Raw genomic sequence first — 21,273 nt, forward strand, 5'->3', positions numbered from 1 at the left:
CGATAATTTAAGAATGATAAAGCCAACATGCTCCAAAAACTACTTCATTTGAATTTACTGCATCCTTAAAATGTTATCTATTAAATGTACGATAAAAATTACATATTGGTTTTGTATTCTATCATAAAATTTTGTAAAATTTTTAAGGCAATTTTGATTTTCGAAAAAAGTTAAGAAGTAATGAAAACAATTACGAGTTGATTTTTATAGATTTGTATAATCTGAATATTTTCAAGAGATCAATTGGAAAACAATTACAAAATCTAATAATGATAAAATCGGTTACTTCAATATATTTATTTTTAATGTTAGTATGCGCAAATGCTTACTCTCAATTGAGTTCAGATAAGATATTTGAAAGTTTTAAACAGGGCGAACGTACTAATTGTTCCTCAATTGCATTTATTAAAGCATCTTTAAATGTTTACGGATTAGATAATCTTTTTGTCAGCGAAAAGATAAACGACAGTTTGTATAAAATAACTTTAAAGAATAATGCATCATTCAATTTGAATCGTGATGAAATAAATAAAGCTAAAATTTCTGCTGGCTTTGTATATATAAAAGACAATTGCGAAAGTGAAAAAATTACAGATTATGCCATACTTACATATGCGGTAATGGCAAAATACAAACAAATCATCGACAAAGATGCTGTATTTGATAAAGCATTAGAAGATTTGGAAGACGGTACGATTTATACTCCAACCATTTATAAGTATTTAGGATTTACGGTTGGTAAACAAATACAAAAATTAAAGCGGCAATCAGGAAGCGAATTCTGCGGAGTTGTTGCATGGTCAAAAGCACATGCCGTTTTTGTTTGCGAAGAATTTATGGACTATTATGGCACTAGAAAAAGCATTTGGATAAAATATCCAGGACGTTTTAGAATAATCAAAACGTAGAAGTTATGAAATTCTAGACATAAAAAAGAAATTATTAAGTTGTAATTTAAGTTAATTTATATATTTTTGTTTTTAAGAACAACACCCAAATCCTATTATTAAAATGAAGAGTAAGATTATTTTACTAAGTTTCCTTTTCTTCTTGACAACTGGCGCTGTATCAGCTCAGGCAAAAAACGCTCCAAGAAGTATTATCAGTACAACAGCTATCATCCGTAAATACCACGATCAAAAAGAATTGAGCGGTATGCAAAAAGGTGAACTTTTAGAATTGTACATTGAGCGTATTAAAGTATTAGTAAAAACACTTCCTTATATTGCTTTGGTAACTAAACCAGGTGTTACAATGGCTGACTTAGGTATTCCAGACGATGGAGATCATAAAAAAATTCTTGATGGTCAAGCAGTAGGAACTACAAACTTCTTAGATACTACAGTAGAGTTTCAAAGAAAAATGATGCCTTACTCAGACAAAGGAAATCTTGTTGCTGCAATCTTGTTTTACGAAAGCACATTAAAATCATTACACGAATTCAATGATTTGAACTAAATGTAATTAATAAAAATATAAAAGCTCCAAAGTCATTTGATTTTGGAGCTTTTTTGTATAAAGAATTTTGTTAATCGTAATTTGCGTTTAAAACGAATCTTTTTAATTCCCTTTCAACAAATTGATACTTACCGTGGCTATATCTGCTTCCGGAAATCGCTTAAAAGTAGATTGATCAGGAAACAATCCGGCTTCTGCGGCAATAGCATTAAAAACATCAATTTCAACAATATATTGATCCGAAAATCCATGCGTAGCATCATAAGCTGTGGCAGGAGTTTTTCCTAAATTGGCTGCTGCAAGTTCTGGATTTATAGTATGTAATTCAATTAAAAGCAAACCAAACTTGCGAACGTACGGAGACCATTTTTGTAAATGCTCTAAGAGATTATCTTCTACAAGATTGTTGCTGATTCTTTTTCCTCTATAAGCAAATGCTCCAGTAGAAGAGCTGACTCTGTCTTTTTTGATATGTTCAGGATCTTTCCATATTCGATTGTGATCCAAAAAAGTTCTCACATTAAGTAAATCCTTTAAGTCAATATTATAATTCTCCCTCAAATCATCCGAGAGCAAATCAGGACGTCCAATATCTCCCCAAATCACTTTTGCCCAAATATCGGCCTTTATTAGATTAGCTCTGGTAACTTTCAAAGCAGCTTGATTATAATCGGCTCCAACCAAAAACAACGGATAATCATCCAGCATTTTTCCTCGTAAAGTTTGTCTTTCGATTACTTCAAAGATGTGTTGTAAAAATGCACCGTTGCCGCAGCCCATATCCAAAATTCCTTTTGGCTGTTCTTCAATTGGCAGGTTAAAAAGTTTAATAATAATTTCGTCTACAACCTTAAAATAAGTATCATGAGCGCCGCCGCTTCCCCAAACATTCATGACACGATCAACATGAATTTCATTTTCACCATCAGCTGCCATTCGTAGAACGTCGGGATTGCCAAAAATTAGTTCTTCAATTTTAGCAAACGTTGGCAGATAAGAAACTGTAACGCCATAGGCGCTCGCTCTTTTTGCGAAAAACAAACCTTCTTCAGTAAACTGATAGTTGCCGTTTTTTTCTAAAAACCATCCAAGATGGACAAAAAAGTCAAGTATCTTTTTGAAATTTTCAGGCGATTTATGAAACTCTTCTGGTTTGAAAGAAGTTTCCATAAAATATTTATGAAACATCCCGTTCATTGCCAAACGAACTATTGTAGGACCTATCAAATGTCCTTCAATATGTTTTAAAATCTGATCCTGAATGCTGTTTGTCAAGAGATCATCAGATTGTTTTATGCCGTATTTTGTTTTATATTTTTCAAAAATTGTATTCAGTTTTTCAAACGGAACATCTTCAAACAGACGCGGATGAAATTGAACAGACAACTGCAGTAAATCAACAACATCTTGATAGAGATAAAACATTGAAAAGGCAATTTCTGTTTTTTCGTTTACTGAAATTGTAATTTCTTGTTTTTGATTGTCGACCGCATAATTTAGAAAACCTTGAGAAGCCAAAATTCTCAAACCTACATTCAGATAACCTTCATTTGCTTTAAAAGCCGCTGTAAGTTCTGATAATTGTACCTGTTTTTTGCTTAAGATAAATTCTAAAACGGCATTATTCTTAAGGGCTATAGCTGCCGGAGCAACAGCTAAACCATCTAGATGTCTAAAAATAGAACTACGAAGCTGTGATTTATCGGTCATAACAATAGAATGAAAGTTTACTAAAAATAGTATTTTTTTTTAAATTTATTAGTGGTATTTCTAGAAAATAATTATGCTTTAATGATGTTAAAAAAAGTTAGAACAGCAGTTTTCTTAAAGATCAGATTATAATTACATAGTAGTGCTTTATGATCAAAGTGTTTTTTGTAAAATGGTTTCATATTAGAATTTGCAACATCATTTTAAAATTTTGTTAGACAGCTAATTGTAAATTAGTGTTAACAAAATTGTAAACTATGAAAACACTTATAAGCCGAAATCTGCTTTTGATATTTGCAGCAGTTTTTTTATTCAGTTGTAATCAATCAAAGCAAAACGATGTAGTAACAGAAAAGTCAGAATCTGATGGATTAGATCGAACAAGTTTGCCAATTCCTGAGCCTCCGTTTGGAGGTAAAATAGGAGAAACTTATAAAGATTCAAAAGAAGAATGGCCAAAACTGGTGACACCTCCACAAGGTGCACCAAATATTGTTATTATCTTATTAGATGATGTTGGATTTGGACAAGTAAGTACTTTTGGAGGCCCAGTTCCTACACCTGAACTAGACAAACTAGCGGCAAATGGATTAAAATACAATCGTTTCCATACAACCGCAATTTGCGGACCTTCAAGAGCCGCTTTGTTAACTGGACGAAATCATCATAACGCAGGATCGGGCTTTTTGGCAGAATGGGCAACAGGATACCCTAGTTACAATTGTATGATTCCGAAAACGACATCGACTTCTGGACGAATATTAAAAGGAAATGGATACAATACCAGTTGGTTTGGAAAAAACCATAATACTCCAGATTGGGAAAGCAGTGTAGTTGGACCGTTTGACCGCTGGCCTACAGGTTTGGGATTTGATTATTTTTACGGATTTATAAGTGGTGAAACTCATCAATATTATCCAGTACTTTTTGAAAATACAAAAGCCGTTGAGCCAGATAAAACGCCTGAGCAAGGTTATCACTTTATGACTGATATGACTGATAGAGCCATCAATTGGATGGAATACAGTAAGTCTGTTGCGCCTCAAAAACCTTTTATGATGTATTTTGCTCCCGGAGCTGCACACGCTCCGCATCATGCACCTAAGGAATGGCGTGAAAAGTTTAAAGGTAAATTTGATAAAGGCTGGGATGTTGTAAGACAAGAAACATATGAGCGTCAGTTAAAAATGGGAATTATTCCGCCGGGAACAAAACTAACTGAAAGACCAGACTGGGTTACGCCTTGGGATAAACTTTCTGCAGATCAGAAAAAACTCTTTGCACGTTTAATGGAAAACTATGCAGGATATCTTTCGTTTGCCGATCATGAAACTGGTCGACTTTTAGAAGCTATCAGTAAACTTCCTGATGCCGATAATACATTAATATTTTACATTGTTGGAGATAATGGTGCCAGTTCTGAAGGTGGAATGGAAGGCACTATTAATGAAGTAAAAGCCTTAAGCGGTATTGCAACGCCTTTGGCAGATAACTTAAAACACCTAGATGAAATTGGTAATCCAAATACTGAACCTCATTATCCTGTAGGTTGGGCTTGGGCAGGAAATGCTCCTTTTCAATGGGTGAAACAAGTTGCATCTCATTTTGGCGGAAGCCGAAATCCTATGGTAGTAAGCTGGCCTAAAGTTATTAAGGACAAAGGCGGTATGCGCAGTCAGTTTGTACATTTAATTGATGTATTACCAACCATTTTAGACGCATCGCATTTACCTGCTCCAAAATCGGTTGATGGTGTAGAACAGAAGCCTATGGATGGTGTTTCTTTCCTTTCGACATTTGCAGATAAAAATGCAAAACCTGTTAGAACAAGACAGTATTTTGAAATTTTCAGCAATAGAGCTATTTATGATAATGGATGGGTTGCTGCTGCTCAGCATACCTTTCCGTGGAGACAGGATTTTGCGCCTGGAAATTGGGATAATGACAAATGGGAGCTGTACAATATTGACGAAGATTATAGCGAATCTACAGATTTAGCTAAAAAATATCCAGAGAAATTAGAAGAATTAAAAGCGATTTTTAAAGAAGAAGCGAAAAAGAACAATGTGTATCCTTTGGACGATCGAGGTACAGGAAGATTAATTTCTCCAAAACCAACGCCGTCAGATCCAAAACGCAAACATTTTACTTTTTATGCTGGCGCAACAAGATTGGCAGAAACAGCTTCTCCAAATACTAAAAATAAATCGCACAGTATTACTGCCGTAATTGAACTGCCTACAAAAGCAAGTAACGGAATTATTGTTGCATCAGGAGGAAGTTCTGCAGGATTTGCATTGTATGTACAAAACGGAAAACTGGTTTATCATTATAATTACTTCGATGATTCTCGTTATGTAATTACTTCAAAAGAGGCAATACCGCTAGGAAAAAGTACAGTACGATTTGATTTTGCCTATGATGGCGGCGGTACAGGAAAAGGCGGTACAGGCAAACTTTATATCAATAATAAATTAGTAGGTGAAGGACGAATTGATAAAACTGTTGCAGCACGATTTGGTATTGACACTTTTGGTATTGGTGAAGATTCTGGTTCTCCAGTTACTACTTCCTATCAAGTGCCCTTTAAGTTCACTGGAAAAATTGATAAAGTAGATATTGATTTAAGATAATATATTGTCGTTTGACTCATGTTGAATTGTAGACAAAGATAATAGATCAATAAACGAAACACTTGCAATGACTTTTTTGCAGGTGTTTTTTATTTATAAGTATTTTGATCTGATTAGAAATGGACTTCTTAAAAAAAAGTTGATTTCTCTTTGAGTGTTACATTTTATTAACCTGAACAAAAGTTTTTAAATCACAAGAATAATATGCCTCTGGTTGAAAAGTAATAATAAAAGGCAGATACTAATTTAGTATCTGCCTTTTTTAATATAAAAAACGAACCTTTTTAATACTTTTCTACAACTGGCGGAGTCCAGCTTTCATCTATAATTGCTTTTTCTCCCCAATAGGCTCTAATGTATAATGAAAAATCTCCTTTAGGTGCAGGTATCCAGTTACTTTCTTTATCGGCACCAGGATTTTTATTTCCAACATATAATGTCAGTGAACCATCAGCATCTTTTTTAAGACCTTTGTTTTTTGTGCCAAGAGAATAGCGTTTTAAATCATTCGCAAAAAAGAAATGTTCTGCATTATATAAAGTCATTGACCAAAAACCTTTTACAGGAGGAAGTACTTTAAAAGTTACTTTATAATTGCTGCTGCCATTTAATTTCTCGCCTTTAGTTGTATCGTCTGTGTAGAAATATTGTGTCTCAGTAGGTCTGTTATCAAATATATTACTTCTTCCAGAACTTGTACGATTGGTGTAATCAAATCCCCAAACAGCATTGTGAAAAGATCTGTTCCATCCATTACCTGCAGGTTTTCCGTTGTATTTCCATTTTAGATAATCTTTTATAAGAGTTTCATTTAAGGTAACAGCCTCCTGAACTATTATTTTTTTTATTGCTGGATCTTTTGCAGCTGTTGCAAGTAAAGCTTTAAACTGTGCATATAAAGCTTCTTCTCCTTTTAAAGGCGGTACTTTTTCTAAAATTTCAGGTAAAAGATCAAAGAATTTTTCAGGAACTACCCATTTAATTTCACCTCCGCCAGTATCACCTGTTGGAATATTAGGAACTTTATTCCATTCTTTAGTTTTCATTTTTCCATCAAATTCAGTAAGCGGATACGCTACAATTTGATTGATAACAGGTTGTAAGGCGGCTCTATCTTGTGGAGTATCATCTAAGAATACTCTCGGAATTGCATTTCCTAATTCTGTTTCAAATTTAATAACTCCAGCTATTCCATCAGGAACTTTTCCTTTCCAGTTAGGTCCATGAAGCAAATAGAATCCGGGTTTAGTATTGTACATTTTTCCCATATGACCCGTTTGTTCAGTTCTAGCATTATATAGTGCATAAACCCAAAAACGATCTCCAAAATCAGGAACTTGTATGACTACAGGAGTTTTATCGAGTTCAAAATAACCATAACCGTATGCAACATCTTGGTTTGGACAGGCTACACTGTTTTGCTGAGGCGCTATGTAATCTGACAACATACAGATTTGCCCTAAAGGTGCCCCGGGAAGTACGCCATTAAGTCTGCCGGGCTCGGTTAACGGACGAAAAGCATTACGTCTATTAAATATATTAGCAAGCGGATAACCCCAAATATAGGCTGCACGTGCAATAGTTCGTGCATATTCAGGATGAAGTAAAACATCTGATCCTGGCACTTTAATCGAATCAGAACTTAATGTATCAACGCCTTTTTCTGCTGTTACATTTTCAGGATTTACTGTTGATTCTTTTTTGCAGCTCGTAAAAATGATAGAGAGCATGCAAATGGATAATAGCATTTTTTTCATCTTGACTTTATTTTTAGGATTACACATTTTTTATAAAGGGAAATTGTTATAAGCTTTAGTAAAGTTTGACTTAACGACTATCAAATTTAAAGAATGATTGTTTTTAAAGTTCAAATTTCATGTTGCAAATTAGAACTTGCAACATGTTTACTTAGATGTGCTTTATAGTTATTACTAATTTAGTATGAGTTATATAAGAGAAAAAAAATTGAATTAAAACCAATTGTAATTATGAAAAAATCATTTGCAGCTCTTACACTTTTAATATTGCTTTTTACAGCTTGTAAAGAGTCTTCAGGTAATAATACCGACACTAGTAATTCATCTGATAAAGCAACAGATGGAGAGATTGTTGGAGGTTATCCAACAGCCGAATCTTCTGAAAAGCTAAATGATGATTTGTATTTTCAAAGAGCTACACAAGTTTATTTATGGGCATTGCCAGCTGTAAATATGTATGCGATGAAAGAAGGTTTAGGCAAAATATCTGGTGAAGGATATAATGTAATTTCTGTTTTTGAAAAAAGACTGAAACCAAAAACCGTAATTACAACACCAAATTCTGATGTAATTTATGCCTTAGGATTTGCTGATCTTAGTAAAACAGGACCTTTGGTTTTAGAAGTTCCTCCAATGCTTCAAGGGATATTAGATGATTATTGGCACAGACCGCTTGCAGGTCCTGCAAAACCAGATGGAACTACTTACTTAGGTGATATTGGTCTTCCTGGACCTGATAAAGGAAAAGGAGGGAAGTATTTAGTAATTCCATCAGATTATAAAGGTGCTGTTGACGAAAAAAACTATTTCGTTTTCAGATGTAAAACAAATGGACTTTTTATTTTTCAGCGTGGTTTCTTTAAATCTGTAGATGATTTATCGCCGGGAGTAAAATCTGTTGAAGGAATAAAAATCTATCCTCTCAACGGAGAAAGAAAACCGATGAATTTTAAACACGTTTCTGATATTGCTTCAAATGCCTTATTTGCGCACGATTTTAGTTATTATGAAATGTTGGACAGATTCATACAAAGTGATAAAGTCGATGATATAGATCCTTATATGCACGGTATGCTCGAAGCTATCGGAATCAAAAAAGGAGAAGCATTTAAACCTACAGAAAAGCAAAAAGAATTGCTAGGCAAAGCGGCACAAACGGCATGGAAAATGGCTAAAAACGTTGCAGGAAATTATGATAAAGAAAAAGATGCACTTTGGTGGGCTGACAGAAAATGGATTGCTCACGCTAAAACCAAACAAGATGATTTCATGCGTACTTTGCTGGATGAAGAGTACCGTAATAGAATAACAAAACATACAGATGTAAACGCTAAAATACAAATGTATATTAACCACTATTCTATTAGTACAGGAATGATGTCTTCTATTCCTGGTTTAGGAGCGAAATATGGGAATGCTTATAAAGATAAAGATGGTAATTTTTTGATGGGAGAGAATACCTATAAAATTACTTTCCCTGCAAATCCGCCAGCAGGTTTATTCTGGTCGTTAACTTTGTATGATGCAGAAACGGCTTCAGGAGTTGATGCAAAAGATCAAGTTTATCCATCATTAAACTCTATGAACAAACTTATTTACAACGCAGATAAATCAGTAACTTTTATTGTTGGGCCTGATAAGCCGTCTGGTGAAGCAAACTGGTTAAAAACAGTTCCGGGTAAAGGATGGTTTGCTTTATTTCGTTTCTATGGACCAAAACAAGAGTTTTTTGATCGAAAATACAAACCGGGCGATTTTGAAAAAGTAAAATAAAGGAGCCTTTTTCTAATAAGTAAACACAAATACTATGAATTTTAAATATAGTGTTTTAAGTATTTTATTTTTCTGTTTTTGTCTTCCCATTTTCAGCCAATCTAATGAAAGTGAGAAGACCTCAATAGAAGAAATGAGCAAAAAAAGACAAGATCCCGTAAGTGGTCTGCGCAGTGTTTTTCTGCAGGAAGTTTTATTGCCTGTAGCAGATGGTACCGCAAGTTCCTTTTCGATACAACCCGTTTATCCTTTTAAATTGGCAAGTAATTTAAAGTTGATAACCTATACGATTATTCCTTTTCAAACTGTACCACCGCTTTTTGACGGTGGTACACATGAAGGAGGAATGGGGAATATTTTGTTTAACGGATATTTTTCGAGCATTCAAAAAAAAGGAAAGTTCAGCTGGGGTATTGGGCCCGCTATGCAAATTCCTACCAGAACAAATCCAGCATTAGGAAGTAATCGTTTAAGTTTAGGACCATCGGCTTTATTGTATATGGCAGGAGATAAATTTTCAGGAGGCATTGTTTTACAAAACTATTGGTCTCTAGGCGGTGATGATGTAAATAAAGTTAATTCAGGAAGTATTCAGTACATTGCTTATTACAATTTTCCAAAAGGATGGTTTGTTGAAAGTAATGCGACTATCGTGGTAAACTGGCTGGCATCAAGTGGCAATCAATGGTTGGTTCCCATTGGAGGAGGCCCTGGAAAAACATTCCAAATAGGTACAAAAAGCAAACTGTTTTATTCTGCTGCAGCTCAAGCCTTTTATAATGTAGAGCGTCCAGATTTAATTGGAAATTGGCAGGCGATACTTCAGTTTCAGGTTATTTTTTAATTCAAACAGTATTTAGACTTCTAAGGGACAACGTTTTAATTGTTCCTTAAAATTTAGAGCCTTCAAAATTATTTGATTTTGAAGGCTCTTTTTGTATTTAGAAAAATCTGTTGTAAATCTTTTTATAGCGGATTATTGCCAACTATAGTATTAAAATGCCTGTGTAAAACTAACCGTCAAACGAGTACCATTTTCTTTAACATAATTCATATTGCTTGACTGCCATTGAGAGATAACAGAATAATAATCTTTGTTGAACAGGTTTTCGATACCTAAACGAATAGTACTTTTTTCTCTGAAAGTATAGCTTGAAGAAAGATTAAAAGCCGTGAACGATTTTATAGGCCCTGTTCCATAAGTATAAGCGCCGTTTACAGGTTCAAAACGATCTCTTCCCGGCGTATTTATCATTTGTAAATAGATTGACCAAGCTTCTAAAGGTCTGATAACGGTAAAGGCAGTAATTTTTGGCGGATTTATACGATCACCTCCTAAATATACTTTTTTGTCTGTAAGCTCTCTTTTTCCTTCAGTAAAAGAATAATTAGCGCCAATATCAACTTTAGCGTGAAGACGATATTTTGCTGACAGCTCAAAACCATAAATTTTCTCAGGCGAGCGTGAAATCTGCGGATTACCATCAATGTATACATATGAAGCTCCCAATTTTGAAGTACTGTAATACACCGCAGCATCATAAGAAAGTTTAGCCCAAGCTCCAGAGAAACCAAATTCGTAATTGTTTGCTGTAACCGCTTTTATCGAAGTATTGTTTACTGTATTTTCTTTGGCAGCACGCAATACTAAACCTAAATCAGCAACACTAAAACTTTGAGAGAAACTTACAAAAGGTTTAAACAATGACCATTTTGTATAACGAAGTCCTGCATTAAACATAAGCGCATTAAAATCCAGTTCTCCGCCATTTACAGCAATTCCGCCGCCTACGTAAGTGCCGTTTACATAATTACGAATACCTATAGTAGTATAATCTGGCACATCAATATTTACATTTTCAAGTCTTAAACCCGTTTTTAAAACCAAATTTGGTCCAAACATATTTTTAAGCTGGAAGTAAGGAGCTATGTTATTCATCTTCATTTCAGGAATTACCAATCGGCCATCAGTAAGATGAGTATCAGTTATATCCGATAGAATATCTAAACCATAAGTTAAATTACCTGATATAAGAGTACTGAATTCATAAGGCGTATTTAAATTTAAGCGAAAACCAAGTTTTTTGCTTTGAGTTGCAGGTTGTCCGTTGTTTTCAAAAAAATCACTGTAATTAATTAACGTAAGATAATCTTGAAAATAAAGAGAAGCATTAACATCTGTTTTTCCAATGATGTTTTTTCCAATATAGCTTAAACTCGCATTATGGTTATACGGCGTTCCTTCAGGTTCTCCCGGACGCTGTCCTTTTACACCAATTGTTGGCGAATCAAAATTGCCATAAACACCAGCTTTAGCAACGTAATCTGTATGCTGTGTACTTTCGAAATAATTGTACATTAACTCTAAACGATTATTGTCATTAAAATCATAGCCGACTTTTGCAAAAGCATTCCAATTTTTAAGATCATTCATTCCGTATTCAGGAGAAAGAACACGCCCTTTAGCATCACGATAAAGACCAGTTTCTTCATAACGTCCGCTTACCACATAATCGAACTTTTTTATTTTTCCAGTAAATAACTGCGACACAAAGAAACCAGCAGTTTCAGCAGGTTTAACTAGCGAAAAAGCTGTTCCAGCCTCTGTCGATCCGCTTATTGCTTTGTCTGGATTTGATTTTTTAGTAATATAATTTATCAAACCGCCATCGGCACCATTACCATAAATAGCAGTTGCACCTTTAATAACTTCTACGCGATCTAGAACAGTAGGATCTAGTGAGCGCATATCTTTGGCACCATCTCTCAACGGTGTTGATTGCGGAATTCCATCAATCATAACCAAAACACGTCTACCACGTAATGTCTGACCTAAATTTTGAGTTCTATTAGTCGTAAAACCCAAACCCGGCACAGTTGCACCTAATATGTCACTAAGATTGGAGCTTATGCTTAATTGCTGTTGAATTTGTTTTTTGGATAATAATGTTACCGATGAAGGAACCTCATCCAGAATTTCAGCCTTTCTAGAGGCAGAAACGACAATTTCTTGCAATTCGTTATCCGCTTTCGATTTATCGTTTAAGATACTATCTTGACTTTTTGTGGTTTTGTCTTTTTCGTTGTTTGTATTTGTTTTAGAAATTTGTTGTGCAGAAAGTGTACTTATCGAAAAGAACACTAAGAGTAGAGTAGAAAATTTTATCATTATTTATTTAGACTTAATTAAAACAAGTGCAAATATATGAAATGTAATAAAATATAAGGCTTACTATCAGTACTGTTTCTCTGAAAATTAGTGAGATTGACAGAAAAACTTTTAAAAACTACTTATTAAACAGATCCAGTTTTATTGGTGTATGGACTGTTTTTATTTTTTCTAAAACTTACCTTCTTTTCTAAGTGTTTTATTTAAGATATTTTCTAAGTTGAGGTTTTAATGTTAATATGTTAGTAAATAATGATTTATATCTGTTTTTTTAACAGAACAAAAAATAAAATTTTTCTACATTTGATAGGAATTGAATCTTTATTAATTTAAAAATATTTACGATGGAAAAAGCTATAAAACTAAAAGTCCGCAAGGAGTTGAATAGTCAACAACAGTTGAATATAATTAAATTAAAAGGAAGTTTAATTACTAAGGGCTACACAGAAATTATACATATTCTGGATCAAGATGATGAGTTTCATATCAACTCTTTTGAAACTCCTGTTGAAACAAATACGGAAGTTCAGGAATTTATTAATGCATTTATAATTAAAGAGAATCTGGCAGATACAATATCACTTTTTAGATAAAAGGTATTGATTACAAAGTTTAATTTATAGACACAATAAGCTGTTATTATATGAAATTAGCTTGCACATAACAGTTGCTTTACTATACAAAATTATTGCAGTTCATGTTTGAAAAGGATTGGAGAATAACATATTTTGTTCTACTTATAAGCTTTTTAAATTTTCTTCTTTTTCATTTACCATTCTATGTTTATGTCTTTAATAATGTTGATTATAAAAGCATGAATGGTATAATTTTGATTGTAAGTGTAATCGTTTTAATGTTGGTTTTAAATGCGTTTGTGTTTTTCCTGCTATTTTCGATTTCGAATTATGTTGGAAAAATGCTATCGGTTTTATTCTTTATAATCAATTCTATAGCGCTTTATTTTATCAATACTTATCATGTTATAATAGACGAAAGTATGATTGGTAACGTTCTCAATACCAATTATGAAGAATCAAGCAGTTTTTTTTCTATCAAACTAGTTTTATACATTATTTTCTTGGGGATTATTCCGAGCATTTATATAATCAAAGCCAAAATATTAAGGGAAACATGGAAGAAATTTTTAACTATTTCTTCTCTCTCTTTATTATTTATAGCTGTTTTAGTATTTGTCAATGCCAGCAATTGGTTGTGGATAGATAAAAACTCCAAACAATTAGGAGGTCTTGCAATGCCTTGGTCATATTCTGTAAATACGTCACTTTTTTATATTCATAAATACAAAAAGAATCAAAAGGAAATTTTACTGCCAAATGCTGTACTAAAAGACAATCAGAAAGCGGTTGTGGTTTTAGTAATAGGAGAATCAGCAAGAAGTCAGAATTTCTCTTTATATGGTTATAAGAAAAACACCAATCCGCTGCTTTCTAAAACGCAGAATGTATTTCATTTTAACGCTGTTTCTTGTGCAACTTATACTACTGCTGGTTTAAAGTGCATTTTGGAGCATACTAATAGTGATGATCTTTATGAGATATTGCCCAATTATTTGTTCAGAAATAATGTTGAGGTTGTCTGGCGAACTACAAATTGGGGAGAACCTCCGGTACATATTGAAAAGTATCAAAACAGAGATGTTTTAAGAAAGGATTGTATAGGATCAGGGTGTAATTATGATGAGGTTCTTTTAAATGGACTGACAGAGCAGATTATGGCAAGTAAAAAGAATAAAATTTTGATCGTCTTGCACACAAGTACCAGTCATGGACCTGCTTACAGTAAAAAATATCCGTCTCAATTTGAGACTTTTAAACCCGTTTGCAATAGTGTCGAATTAGGAAAATGTTCTCAAGCAGAGCTTATTAACGCTTATGACAATACTATTGTTTACACAGATTATATTTTGCATCGTGTAATTGAAGATTTAAAACAACTGAAAGAATATAAAAGCACCATGATTTTCGTTTCGGATCATGGCGAATCTTTAGGCGAAAAAAATCTATATATGCATGGAGTTCCTATGAGTTTTGCTCCTAAAGAGCAATATGAAATTCCTTTTATTGTATGGGTATCTGATCATTCTAGACAGCTTAAGCCTAATAAATCAGTAACACAAAATCACGTGTTTCACAGCGTTTTAAACTTTTTAAATATTGAAAGTCCTATTTATAATGAAGAAATGAATATTTATGAATTGAAATAGAATAACGATTCAATTTACGCTGTTGAAACAACTTCTTATAAAAAAGTAATTCCAAAACTGCCGCAAATATTCAAAACCTTCCCCATATCAGGCGGCCCAGGCGGCAGTTGGTTAAGCTGGGTGAACATCTCTTCGATTCCAGAAGGGATTATTGTAACTATGGCTTTGGCATTTTGTTCTCCCACAACTCTAAATGAATGTGGTATTTTACGTGGCAGAAAAATAGTATCGCCTGCTTTTAATCGGTTTGTATTGCCTTCTACAATAAATTCCATTTCGCCTTCTAGTATTCTAAATACTTCGTCTTCATTTGTATGCACGTGCAAAGGTATTCCAACTCCAGGCGGATTATTGTTTTCAAAAATGGTAAACCTTCCTGCGGTGTCTTTGCCTGAAAGCTTTATTGTTTGAATATCTCCAAGAATATTTTGATGCAAACCTTGTTCAGCAGTTATGATTTTTGCAGGCGGTGGGGCAGTTTCGTCAATAAAATTATCTTTTGCCATAAATTTTATTAGATTATTTTTTTACAATTTCAGGTAAAGGCATTTTCCAAATGTTGTTAAGCACATCAGATTCTGGGCCGTAAATTCTCATAACAAACATGAAGTTTTCATCTTTAGGAGTAGGGAGCCAGTTACTTTCTTTGTCTTTTCCTGGTGAAGTGTGCTGCAAATAAATAATCAAATCTCCATTTGCTTCATATTTTAAGCCTTTGGTTTTGTTACCAATCGAATATCTGTTGATTGAGTTTGGAACAAGAAAACGTTTTGGCAGATTATACATAGTTATACTCCAAAAGTATTTTGCTTTTGGCAGTTGATCCTTGCTGAATTTTATCACATAATTATTTTTCCCTAAAAGCGGCTGTTTGTCTTTGTCGTTACCGCTTCCGGTGTAAACCGCTTCTTCTTTTGTATTTCCATAAATTCCTGCTGCGGCAGCAACTGCTCGGGTTAAGTAATTGTTTTTAAGTTCGGCGCGAGTACCAAAAAGATTTGCAAAATCGGTTACATTATTTAAGTTAGATTCCAGTTCTTGTTTTGCTTCAGCAATTCCTTTTTCTATTGCTTTAATAGTTTCTGGCGGATATTTAGAGCTGTCAAAAGGAGTTCCCGGTACAATTCCAATTTTAGCAAAACGTGCTCTAAGTTCCTTTTCACTGCTGTCTTCACTGGTATATTGTAATAATGAATTTAATACATTGATAAACTCTGGTGAACTGTAATCGCTTTCTTTCCAAGTTGGAAGCGGTAAATTGTATTTTTTTACTTCTGGAGCTACGCTTTGTGTAAATTGATGAAGTGGGATTAACTTATATTGCGCCTGAATTTTTTTAAGATTTGATACATCTGATGGATCATGAAGCTGAGTACGTCCAACAAGAAAAATTAAATTTGTTTCAGAGCGTAAAACTTTATTGATGCCTTTTGGAGTTTCGCCTTTCCAATCTGGTCCAGCAATTAGATATTTTCCTGCATTATTTCCAGTAGTTCTTGATCCAATATATTCATAATTAAAAGTATATAAATCTACAAACTGCATTACATAATACCTGTCGTTTTCTATTTTTGGAACTTCCATAACAACAGGTTCATTCGAAACATCAATAGCAGCCATTGAATATGGAGTGTCATTATTTATTGTTATTACCAAAGTGTCTGCAGGAGTTGCACTCATGGCAAAACTTTTAAACTTGTTAAAGCCTACATATTCTTTTGCCTCTTTATTTATGGCACTTGCATAAATAGTTTTATAATTATAGAATATAGGATATCCGTAAATCCATGCTTCTTTTGCAATAGCAGTTATTGAATCAGATGATACTGCTGCATCAGTATTATCTTGTTTATCGTTTGAGGCGTTTTTTTTGCAGCCAGTAAATACTAAAAGAGAAATGATTAAAAAAGCAGTTAGATTTTTCATAATCAAGCAGTTTGTTTATAAATAAATTTTTTCCTGATTTTAAAATTAGAATTTAAACGAAAAACTTCAACTCTTTTAGATACAAATATGGTTGCAACTTATAAGTTGCAACCATATTCTCTATTAATCTTCAACAAAAGAATTAATCAACAGTTTAAGTACAATTGATAATTAGAAAAAAAAGTTGAATTACGTTGTAAAGTTACCGCGAAGTCTAAGACTTCAGAATGCAGTAAGCGAATAGGATTTTTTAGTATAGTGCATCCTTTGTACGATTCCTTTTTTAACTTATCTTCGCTCTTTATACATTTGTGAGTACATTTAACTCATTTTAAATTTTAATTTGTGAAACAAAAACAAGAAACTGCACAAGAGAATCAACTTAAACGCGGACTTACTAACCGTCATATTCAGTTAATTGCCTTAGGAGGATCAATAGGAACAGGTCTTTTCTTAGGTATTGGTCCAGCGGCCGTATTAGCAGGCCCATCTGTTATTTTAGGATACGCTGTTGCCGGAATTATCGCTTTTTTTATTATGAGACAGCTTGGGGAAATGGTTGTCGAAGAACCTGTATCAGGAAGTTTTAGCCACTTTGCTTATAAGTATTGCGGTTCTTTTGCGGGTTTTGCATCTGGTTGGAATTATTGGATTTTATATATTTTAGTCAGCATGGCTGAACTTACCGCCATTGGTGTATATGTGCAGTTTTGGTGGCCGGAAATTCCGCTTTGGGCATCCAGTTTGTTTTTCTTCTTGGTTATTAATGCTTTGAATTTTGCTTCTGTAAAAGTGTATGGAGAAACTGAATTTTGGTTTTCAATTATAAAAGTGGTTGCGATTATTGCAATGATTCTTTTTGGTACTTATTTGCTTATAAGTGGTACAGGAGGAGAGCATGCAACGATTCATAATTTATATAACGATGGCGGATTCTTCCCAAAAGGTTTCTTTGAAAAAACTACTGATGGCAGTTTTCAAGGTTTATTAGCCGCAATGGCTCTAATTATGTTCTCGTTTGGAGGTTTAGAACTTATTGGAATTACCGCTGCTGAGGCTGAGAATCCAGAAAAAAATATTCCAAAAGCGACCAATCAGGTTATTTATAGAATCCTTATATTTTATGTTGGAGCATTGGTTATTCTATTTGCTTTATCACCGTGGAGACAAATTACTACAGACAGCAGTCCGTTTGTAATGGTTTTTCAAAATTTAAACGGAATGGAATTTGAGCTGTTTGGCAATAAAATATATTTTACAAAACTTATAGCCAATGTGCTTAATTTAATTGTATTAACCGCCGCTTTATCAGTATACAACAGCAGTGTGTACAGTAACTCACGTATGTTATACGGTTTAGCAGATCAGGGTAGTGCACCTAGGTTTTTAAAGAAGCTAAACAAGCAATCGGTGCCTGTTAATGCTATTTTAATTTCTTCATGCTTTGCGGCAATCTGTATTTTAATAAATAAAATAATCCCAGAAGAAGCTTTTAGTATTTTAATGTCTTTAGTAGTGTCTTGTTTGGTTATTAACTGGGTTATGATTTCGTATACACACCTGCAATTTAGACTTGCAAAAGATAAGGAGAACACAAAAACTAAGTTCCCATCGATATTTTATCCGCTAAGTAATTACATCTGTTTCGTATTTTTATTGGGAATTTTATCCATCATGTGGATGACTAATATGAAATTGTCTGTAGAATTAATTCCTATTTGGCTGGGGATTCTTTTTGTTTTCTACAAAGTTTTTAAAACAAAAAAATAAAGCAGCTTTTACTGCATTATTCAATATTATTTAAACACATAGAAACAATTATGTTTCTATGTGTTTAAAAATAATATCATTCTATGAGCACTATATTTTCTGATAACAGCCAAATAGGAGTAGTAACTGCTTTCTCTGATCTTGTAAATACCCATTTCAAGGGAAAAATGAATGCGCTTTGCTGGTACAGAAATTTAGATGGCGATTTTAATGAGATTGTAACCAAATTATCTTTAAAAGAAAATGTAACCGAAGTTTTTCCCGAAGATCTAATCGCGCTCCAACTATCAGAAAAGGGAAATACGGCAAGAGAAATAATTTTAAATGATTTACAATTATTAACTGATTTTGGTGCTTCGCCCTCGCTTAATTTACTGAAATGTTACGAACGTGACGACGAATTTGATTTTATATCTACAGATGTGTATTCGTTTCACGTTGATCGTTCACCCATTGCAACCGATACTTTTTTATGTACCTATCACGGAGCCGCAAGTGATATTGTTTCTAATTCGCAAGCAGACCAAAAAATCCTAATTCCAGAAGTCCGAGCAAAATTAAAAGAACTGCATGATGGATCAGAAGAAGAATTCGAAGATTTTCTAAAAGAAAACTATTTTGATTTGCATTATCAGCTTCATCCTGATGCAGAGCCTGTTAATTTAGGATTGGGACATCTGTGGCGTCTGGCGGTAGATCATCCAAAACAACAAGTACTGCCTTGTATTCATAGAGCACCAGTAGAAAATGAAGGTGAATATCGATTGTTGTTGATTTGTTGAGATACGAAGTTAGATCGCTCGGATATTACAAAGCAAATAATAAAACCATAATCTTAATAGAATAAGGAAGTTTACTCTATTCTCATAGTCAAAGGGTAATTATGTTTCTCATTTTGAAAGGCTGATCATATCATTTTGATAGGATTTATATATGACATGATAATTTTAATTTGGTATTAAATTGATAATTAGTTGTTTGATGTTTCTTAAGTTTTATTGGCATGCAATTTGTTTTTGTTTATCAAAAATAATTCAACTGTTTTGCATAAATGCATATTATTATAGTTGTAATAATAGAATTATAACCCCAAAACAGTATCAATTTTAAAGAAATATGAAAGCAAAAAAAACTAGAAATAAAGAGATTACGAAACAATATTTATCAAATAAATCGATGCTGAGAAAAGATAGAGCCATTAACTTAATTGTGTTTGCTATAGTTTCCTTTATTACCGTTTTGCTAATCTGGCAAATAGTGTAGGTTATATTTAATTTAGCCTATTTCAAAATTATACTTTGCGGGCAGGGATTACAAATCCGCGCGATCGGGTTAAAAAAAATATTTGGAAGAGAATAATTTTGTGAATTGCGCAGATAAATTTAATAGTTTTGATGAACTTGATCTTTGAGACGGTATTAAATGCGTCTTAAATGGATAGAAAACAGAACTAAAAAAAAAAAATGAAAAATAGTTGAAATGACAGGTAAAATAGAAGAACTTTTCAAATTCATTTCTAATAATAGAAAATACAACAAAGCTTTACAAGAGAGATATTATCGTTCAATTATTTTGCCATGTAACGGTGAAAAAGAAAAAATAGTTTCTTTATTATATCATATTGCAAACACTCAAAGCCAGCCTAAAATTGACAATCTTGCGGAATTTTACAAATCAATTATTACTGAAGAAAATTCTTTGAAGTCATTTAAAGAATTTGTTATAAAAATTAATCCCAATGGAGAAAGTAATTTTGAAAGCGTTTATAAAGGAATGCTAAATCAAAAAGGATGGGGACCAAAAACTTCGGCATTAATTTCAAAAAGTATATTTCACTTACATAATGGACAATATTCAGCAGATTTAAAAATTTGGAATGATGTTCCTACACTAATTGATGAAAATGATAGTTTTTATCTTCCCGTTGACGCTGTGATAATTGCTATTTTTAAAAAATTAAACCCCGATAAAACTTGGAATTTTACAAACATAAACTCACTTCTTAAACGTAAATATATTGGACAAGAAATTGAAATTTGGGATGATTTATGGTTCTGGGGATTTATAACGCAAAATGGAGGGGAAAATCGAAAATTTGAATGGAATGAGAACAAATACTGGGCATTAAAAGAAAGTGACAAAGACAAAATAAAAATAGAAGAAATAAAAAATAAATGTCAAGAGTTTTTAGGAATCTTTAATTAACAAAACTGAATGAGTAAAATACTTGGCATAACAGTTATTACAAAACAGAAAAGAGACTTTTAAAAGTCTCTTTTTTTTGAATTAATATATCTTTAAAAACTATTATTTGCCAATCAATTTCTCAAGCCTAACCATCATTTCATCTTTCTCTTTCAACATCCTTTCATACAAAGCAATTTTTTCTTCATGAAGTTTAAGTAATTTGTCGATAGGATCATTATTGAAAGTTGGACTATAATTTATCAAACCTTGAGTATCATGAAAGGTATTAGAAATAATATTTATTGCCTGCTCTTCATCAAAATTCTGAAAAGCTTCAACAGGAATTTTTAATACTGCCGAGATTTGTTTCAGCAAATTGTCTTCGATTACATCTTTTTGCTCCAGCATAGAAATTTTCTTTTGGTTCCATTCTTCGCCCAGATCATAAGCTAATGCTTCCTGCTTTATGTTAAGCATTTCTCTAAAACGTTTTACGTTTCTTCCCTGATGTATTTTCTGTTCCATAATGAATATTGGTTTTCTAAAGGCTCAAAGATAAAGCCATTTGGATTAAAAATCATGAGTTTCAAAGATAAAAAATTATTTCAAAGAAGAATTATTTTGTAAGAATATTATAGTTGTTATTCGAATAGATTATCCTTTTGA

General features: G+C 33.1%; 16 protein-coding genes. 10 read left to right on the forward strand and 6 right to left on the reverse strand.

Annotation, left to right across the window (positions count from 1 at the left end):
* Positions 1–269: 269 nt before the first annotated feature.
* Together ACHRV0_RS17965 and ACHRV0_RS17970 are read left to right on the forward strand one after the other, a co-directional pair.
* Positions 270–908: a hypothetical protein gene (locus tag ACHRV0_RS17965; RefSeq protein WP_241686603.1), complete on the forward strand. Its 639-nt coding sequence runs from the start codon at positions 270–272 to the stop codon at positions 906–908.
* A 103-nt stretch (positions 909–1,011) separates the two neighbouring features.
* Positions 1,012–1,458, forward strand: a complete 447-nt coding sequence (locus ACHRV0_RS17970; protein WP_129025365.1) for a hypothetical protein — start codon at positions 1,012–1,014, stop codon at positions 1,456–1,458.
* 102 nt (positions 1,459–1,560) lie between these two features.
* Here the strand turns inward: ACHRV0_RS17970 and ACHRV0_RS17975 are convergent, their stop codons facing one another.
* Complete coding sequence (locus tag ACHRV0_RS17975; RefSeq protein ID WP_395441870.1) at positions 1,561–3,168, reverse strand: class I SAM-dependent methyltransferase; 1,608 nt, start codon at positions 3,166–3,168, stop codon at positions 1,561–1,563.
* A 257-nt stretch (positions 3,169–3,425) separates the two neighbouring features.
* Between ACHRV0_RS17975 and ACHRV0_RS17980 the strand changes: the two genes are divergently transcribed.
* Positions 3,426–5,801 (forward strand): sulfatase-like hydrolase/transferase, encoded by a 2,376-nt coding sequence (locus tag ACHRV0_RS17980; RefSeq protein ID WP_395441871.1) that lies wholly within the window; start codon positions 3,426–3,428, stop codon positions 5,799–5,801.
* Between the two features lie 284 nt (positions 5,802–6,085).
* On the opposite strand, the gene ACHRV0_RS17985 is transcribed toward ACHRV0_RS17980, so the two are convergent.
* Positions 6,086–7,558, reverse strand: a complete 1,473-nt coding sequence (locus ACHRV0_RS17985) for a DUF1254 domain-containing protein (protein ID WP_395441873.1) — start codon at positions 7,556–7,558, stop codon at positions 6,086–6,088.
* Between the two features lie 231 nt (positions 7,559–7,789).
* On the opposite strand from ACHRV0_RS17985, the gene ACHRV0_RS17990 reads away from it, so the two are divergent.
* Together ACHRV0_RS17990 and ACHRV0_RS17995 are read left to right on the forward strand one after the other, a co-directional pair.
* On the forward strand, positions 7,790–9,331 hold the full coding sequence (locus ACHRV0_RS17990; protein ID WP_395441874.1) for a DUF1254 domain-containing protein: 1,542 nt from the start codon (positions 7,790–7,792) through the stop codon (positions 9,329–9,331).
* Between the two features lie 34 nt (positions 9,332–9,365).
* Complete coding sequence (locus tag ACHRV0_RS17995; RefSeq protein ID WP_395441875.1) at positions 9,366–10,175, forward strand: hypothetical protein; 810 nt, start codon at positions 9,366–9,368, stop codon at positions 10,173–10,175.
* A gap of 150 nt (positions 10,176–10,325) precedes the next feature.
* Here ACHRV0_RS17995 and ACHRV0_RS18000 read toward each other — a convergent pair whose 3' ends face one another.
* Entirely contained in the window at positions 10,326–12,500 is a 2,175-nt protein-coding gene (locus tag ACHRV0_RS18000; RefSeq protein WP_395441876.1) for a TonB-dependent receptor, read from the reverse strand.
* A gap of 344 nt (positions 12,501–12,844) precedes the next feature.
* On the opposite strand from ACHRV0_RS18000, the gene ACHRV0_RS18005 reads away from it, so the two are divergent.
* Together ACHRV0_RS18005 and eptA are read left to right on the forward strand one after the other, a co-directional pair.
* Entirely contained in the window at positions 12,845–13,093 is a 249-nt protein-coding gene (locus ACHRV0_RS18005; protein WP_395441877.1) for a hypothetical protein, read from the forward strand.
* A 95-nt stretch (positions 13,094–13,188) separates the two neighbouring features.
* Entirely contained in the window at positions 13,189–14,724 is a 1,536-nt protein-coding gene (gene eptA, locus ACHRV0_RS18010) for a phosphoethanolamine--lipid A transferase EptA (RefSeq protein WP_395441941.1), read from the forward strand.
* A gap of 35 nt (positions 14,725–14,759) precedes the next feature.
* Here the strand turns inward: eptA and ACHRV0_RS18015 are convergent, their stop codons facing one another.
* Both ACHRV0_RS18015 and ACHRV0_RS18020 read right to left on the reverse strand, forming a co-directional pair.
* Positions 14,760–15,230, reverse strand: a complete 471-nt coding sequence (locus ACHRV0_RS18015) for a cupin domain-containing protein (protein WP_395441878.1) — start codon at positions 15,228–15,230, stop codon at positions 14,760–14,762.
* A gap of 13 nt (positions 15,231–15,243) precedes the next feature.
* On the reverse strand, positions 15,244–16,650 hold the full coding sequence (locus ACHRV0_RS18020) for a DUF1254 domain-containing protein (protein ID WP_395441879.1): 1,407 nt from the start codon (positions 16,648–16,650) through the stop codon (positions 15,244–15,246).
* A 345-nt stretch (positions 16,651–16,995) separates the two neighbouring features.
* Here ACHRV0_RS18020 and ACHRV0_RS18025 point away from each other — a divergent pair, with 345 nt between their 5' ends.
* From ACHRV0_RS18025 to ACHRV0_RS18035, 3 genes are all read left to right on the forward strand, one after another.
* The gene (locus ACHRV0_RS18025) at positions 16,996–18,420 is read left to right on the forward strand and encodes an amino acid permease (RefSeq protein WP_395441880.1); all 1,425 of its coding nucleotides are present in this window, start codon (positions 16,996–16,998) and stop codon (positions 18,418–18,420) included.
* A gap of 83 nt (positions 18,421–18,503) precedes the next feature.
* The gene (locus ACHRV0_RS18030) at positions 18,504–19,202 is read left to right on the forward strand and encodes a DUF1826 domain-containing protein (protein ID WP_395441881.1); all 699 of its coding nucleotides are present in this window, start codon (positions 18,504–18,506) and stop codon (positions 19,200–19,202) included.
* A gap of 697 nt (positions 19,203–19,899) precedes the next feature.
* A complete protein-coding gene (locus ACHRV0_RS18035) occupies positions 19,900–20,625 on the forward strand; it encodes a hypothetical protein (protein ID WP_395441883.1) in 726 nt (241 codons plus the stop codon).
* Positions 20,626–20,727: 102 nt separating this feature from the next.
* On the opposite strand, the gene ACHRV0_RS18040 is transcribed toward ACHRV0_RS18035, so the two are convergent.
* Complete coding sequence (locus ACHRV0_RS18040; RefSeq protein ID WP_395441884.1) at positions 20,728–21,132, reverse strand: helix-turn-helix domain-containing protein; 405 nt, start codon at positions 21,130–21,132, stop codon at positions 20,728–20,730.
* Positions 21,133–21,273: the final 141 nt, after the last annotated feature.

The organism is Flavobacterium sp. FlaQc-30 (genome assembly GCF_044005885.1).
GTDB lineage: Bacteria > Bacteroidota > Bacteroidia > Flavobacteriales > Flavobacteriaceae > Flavobacterium.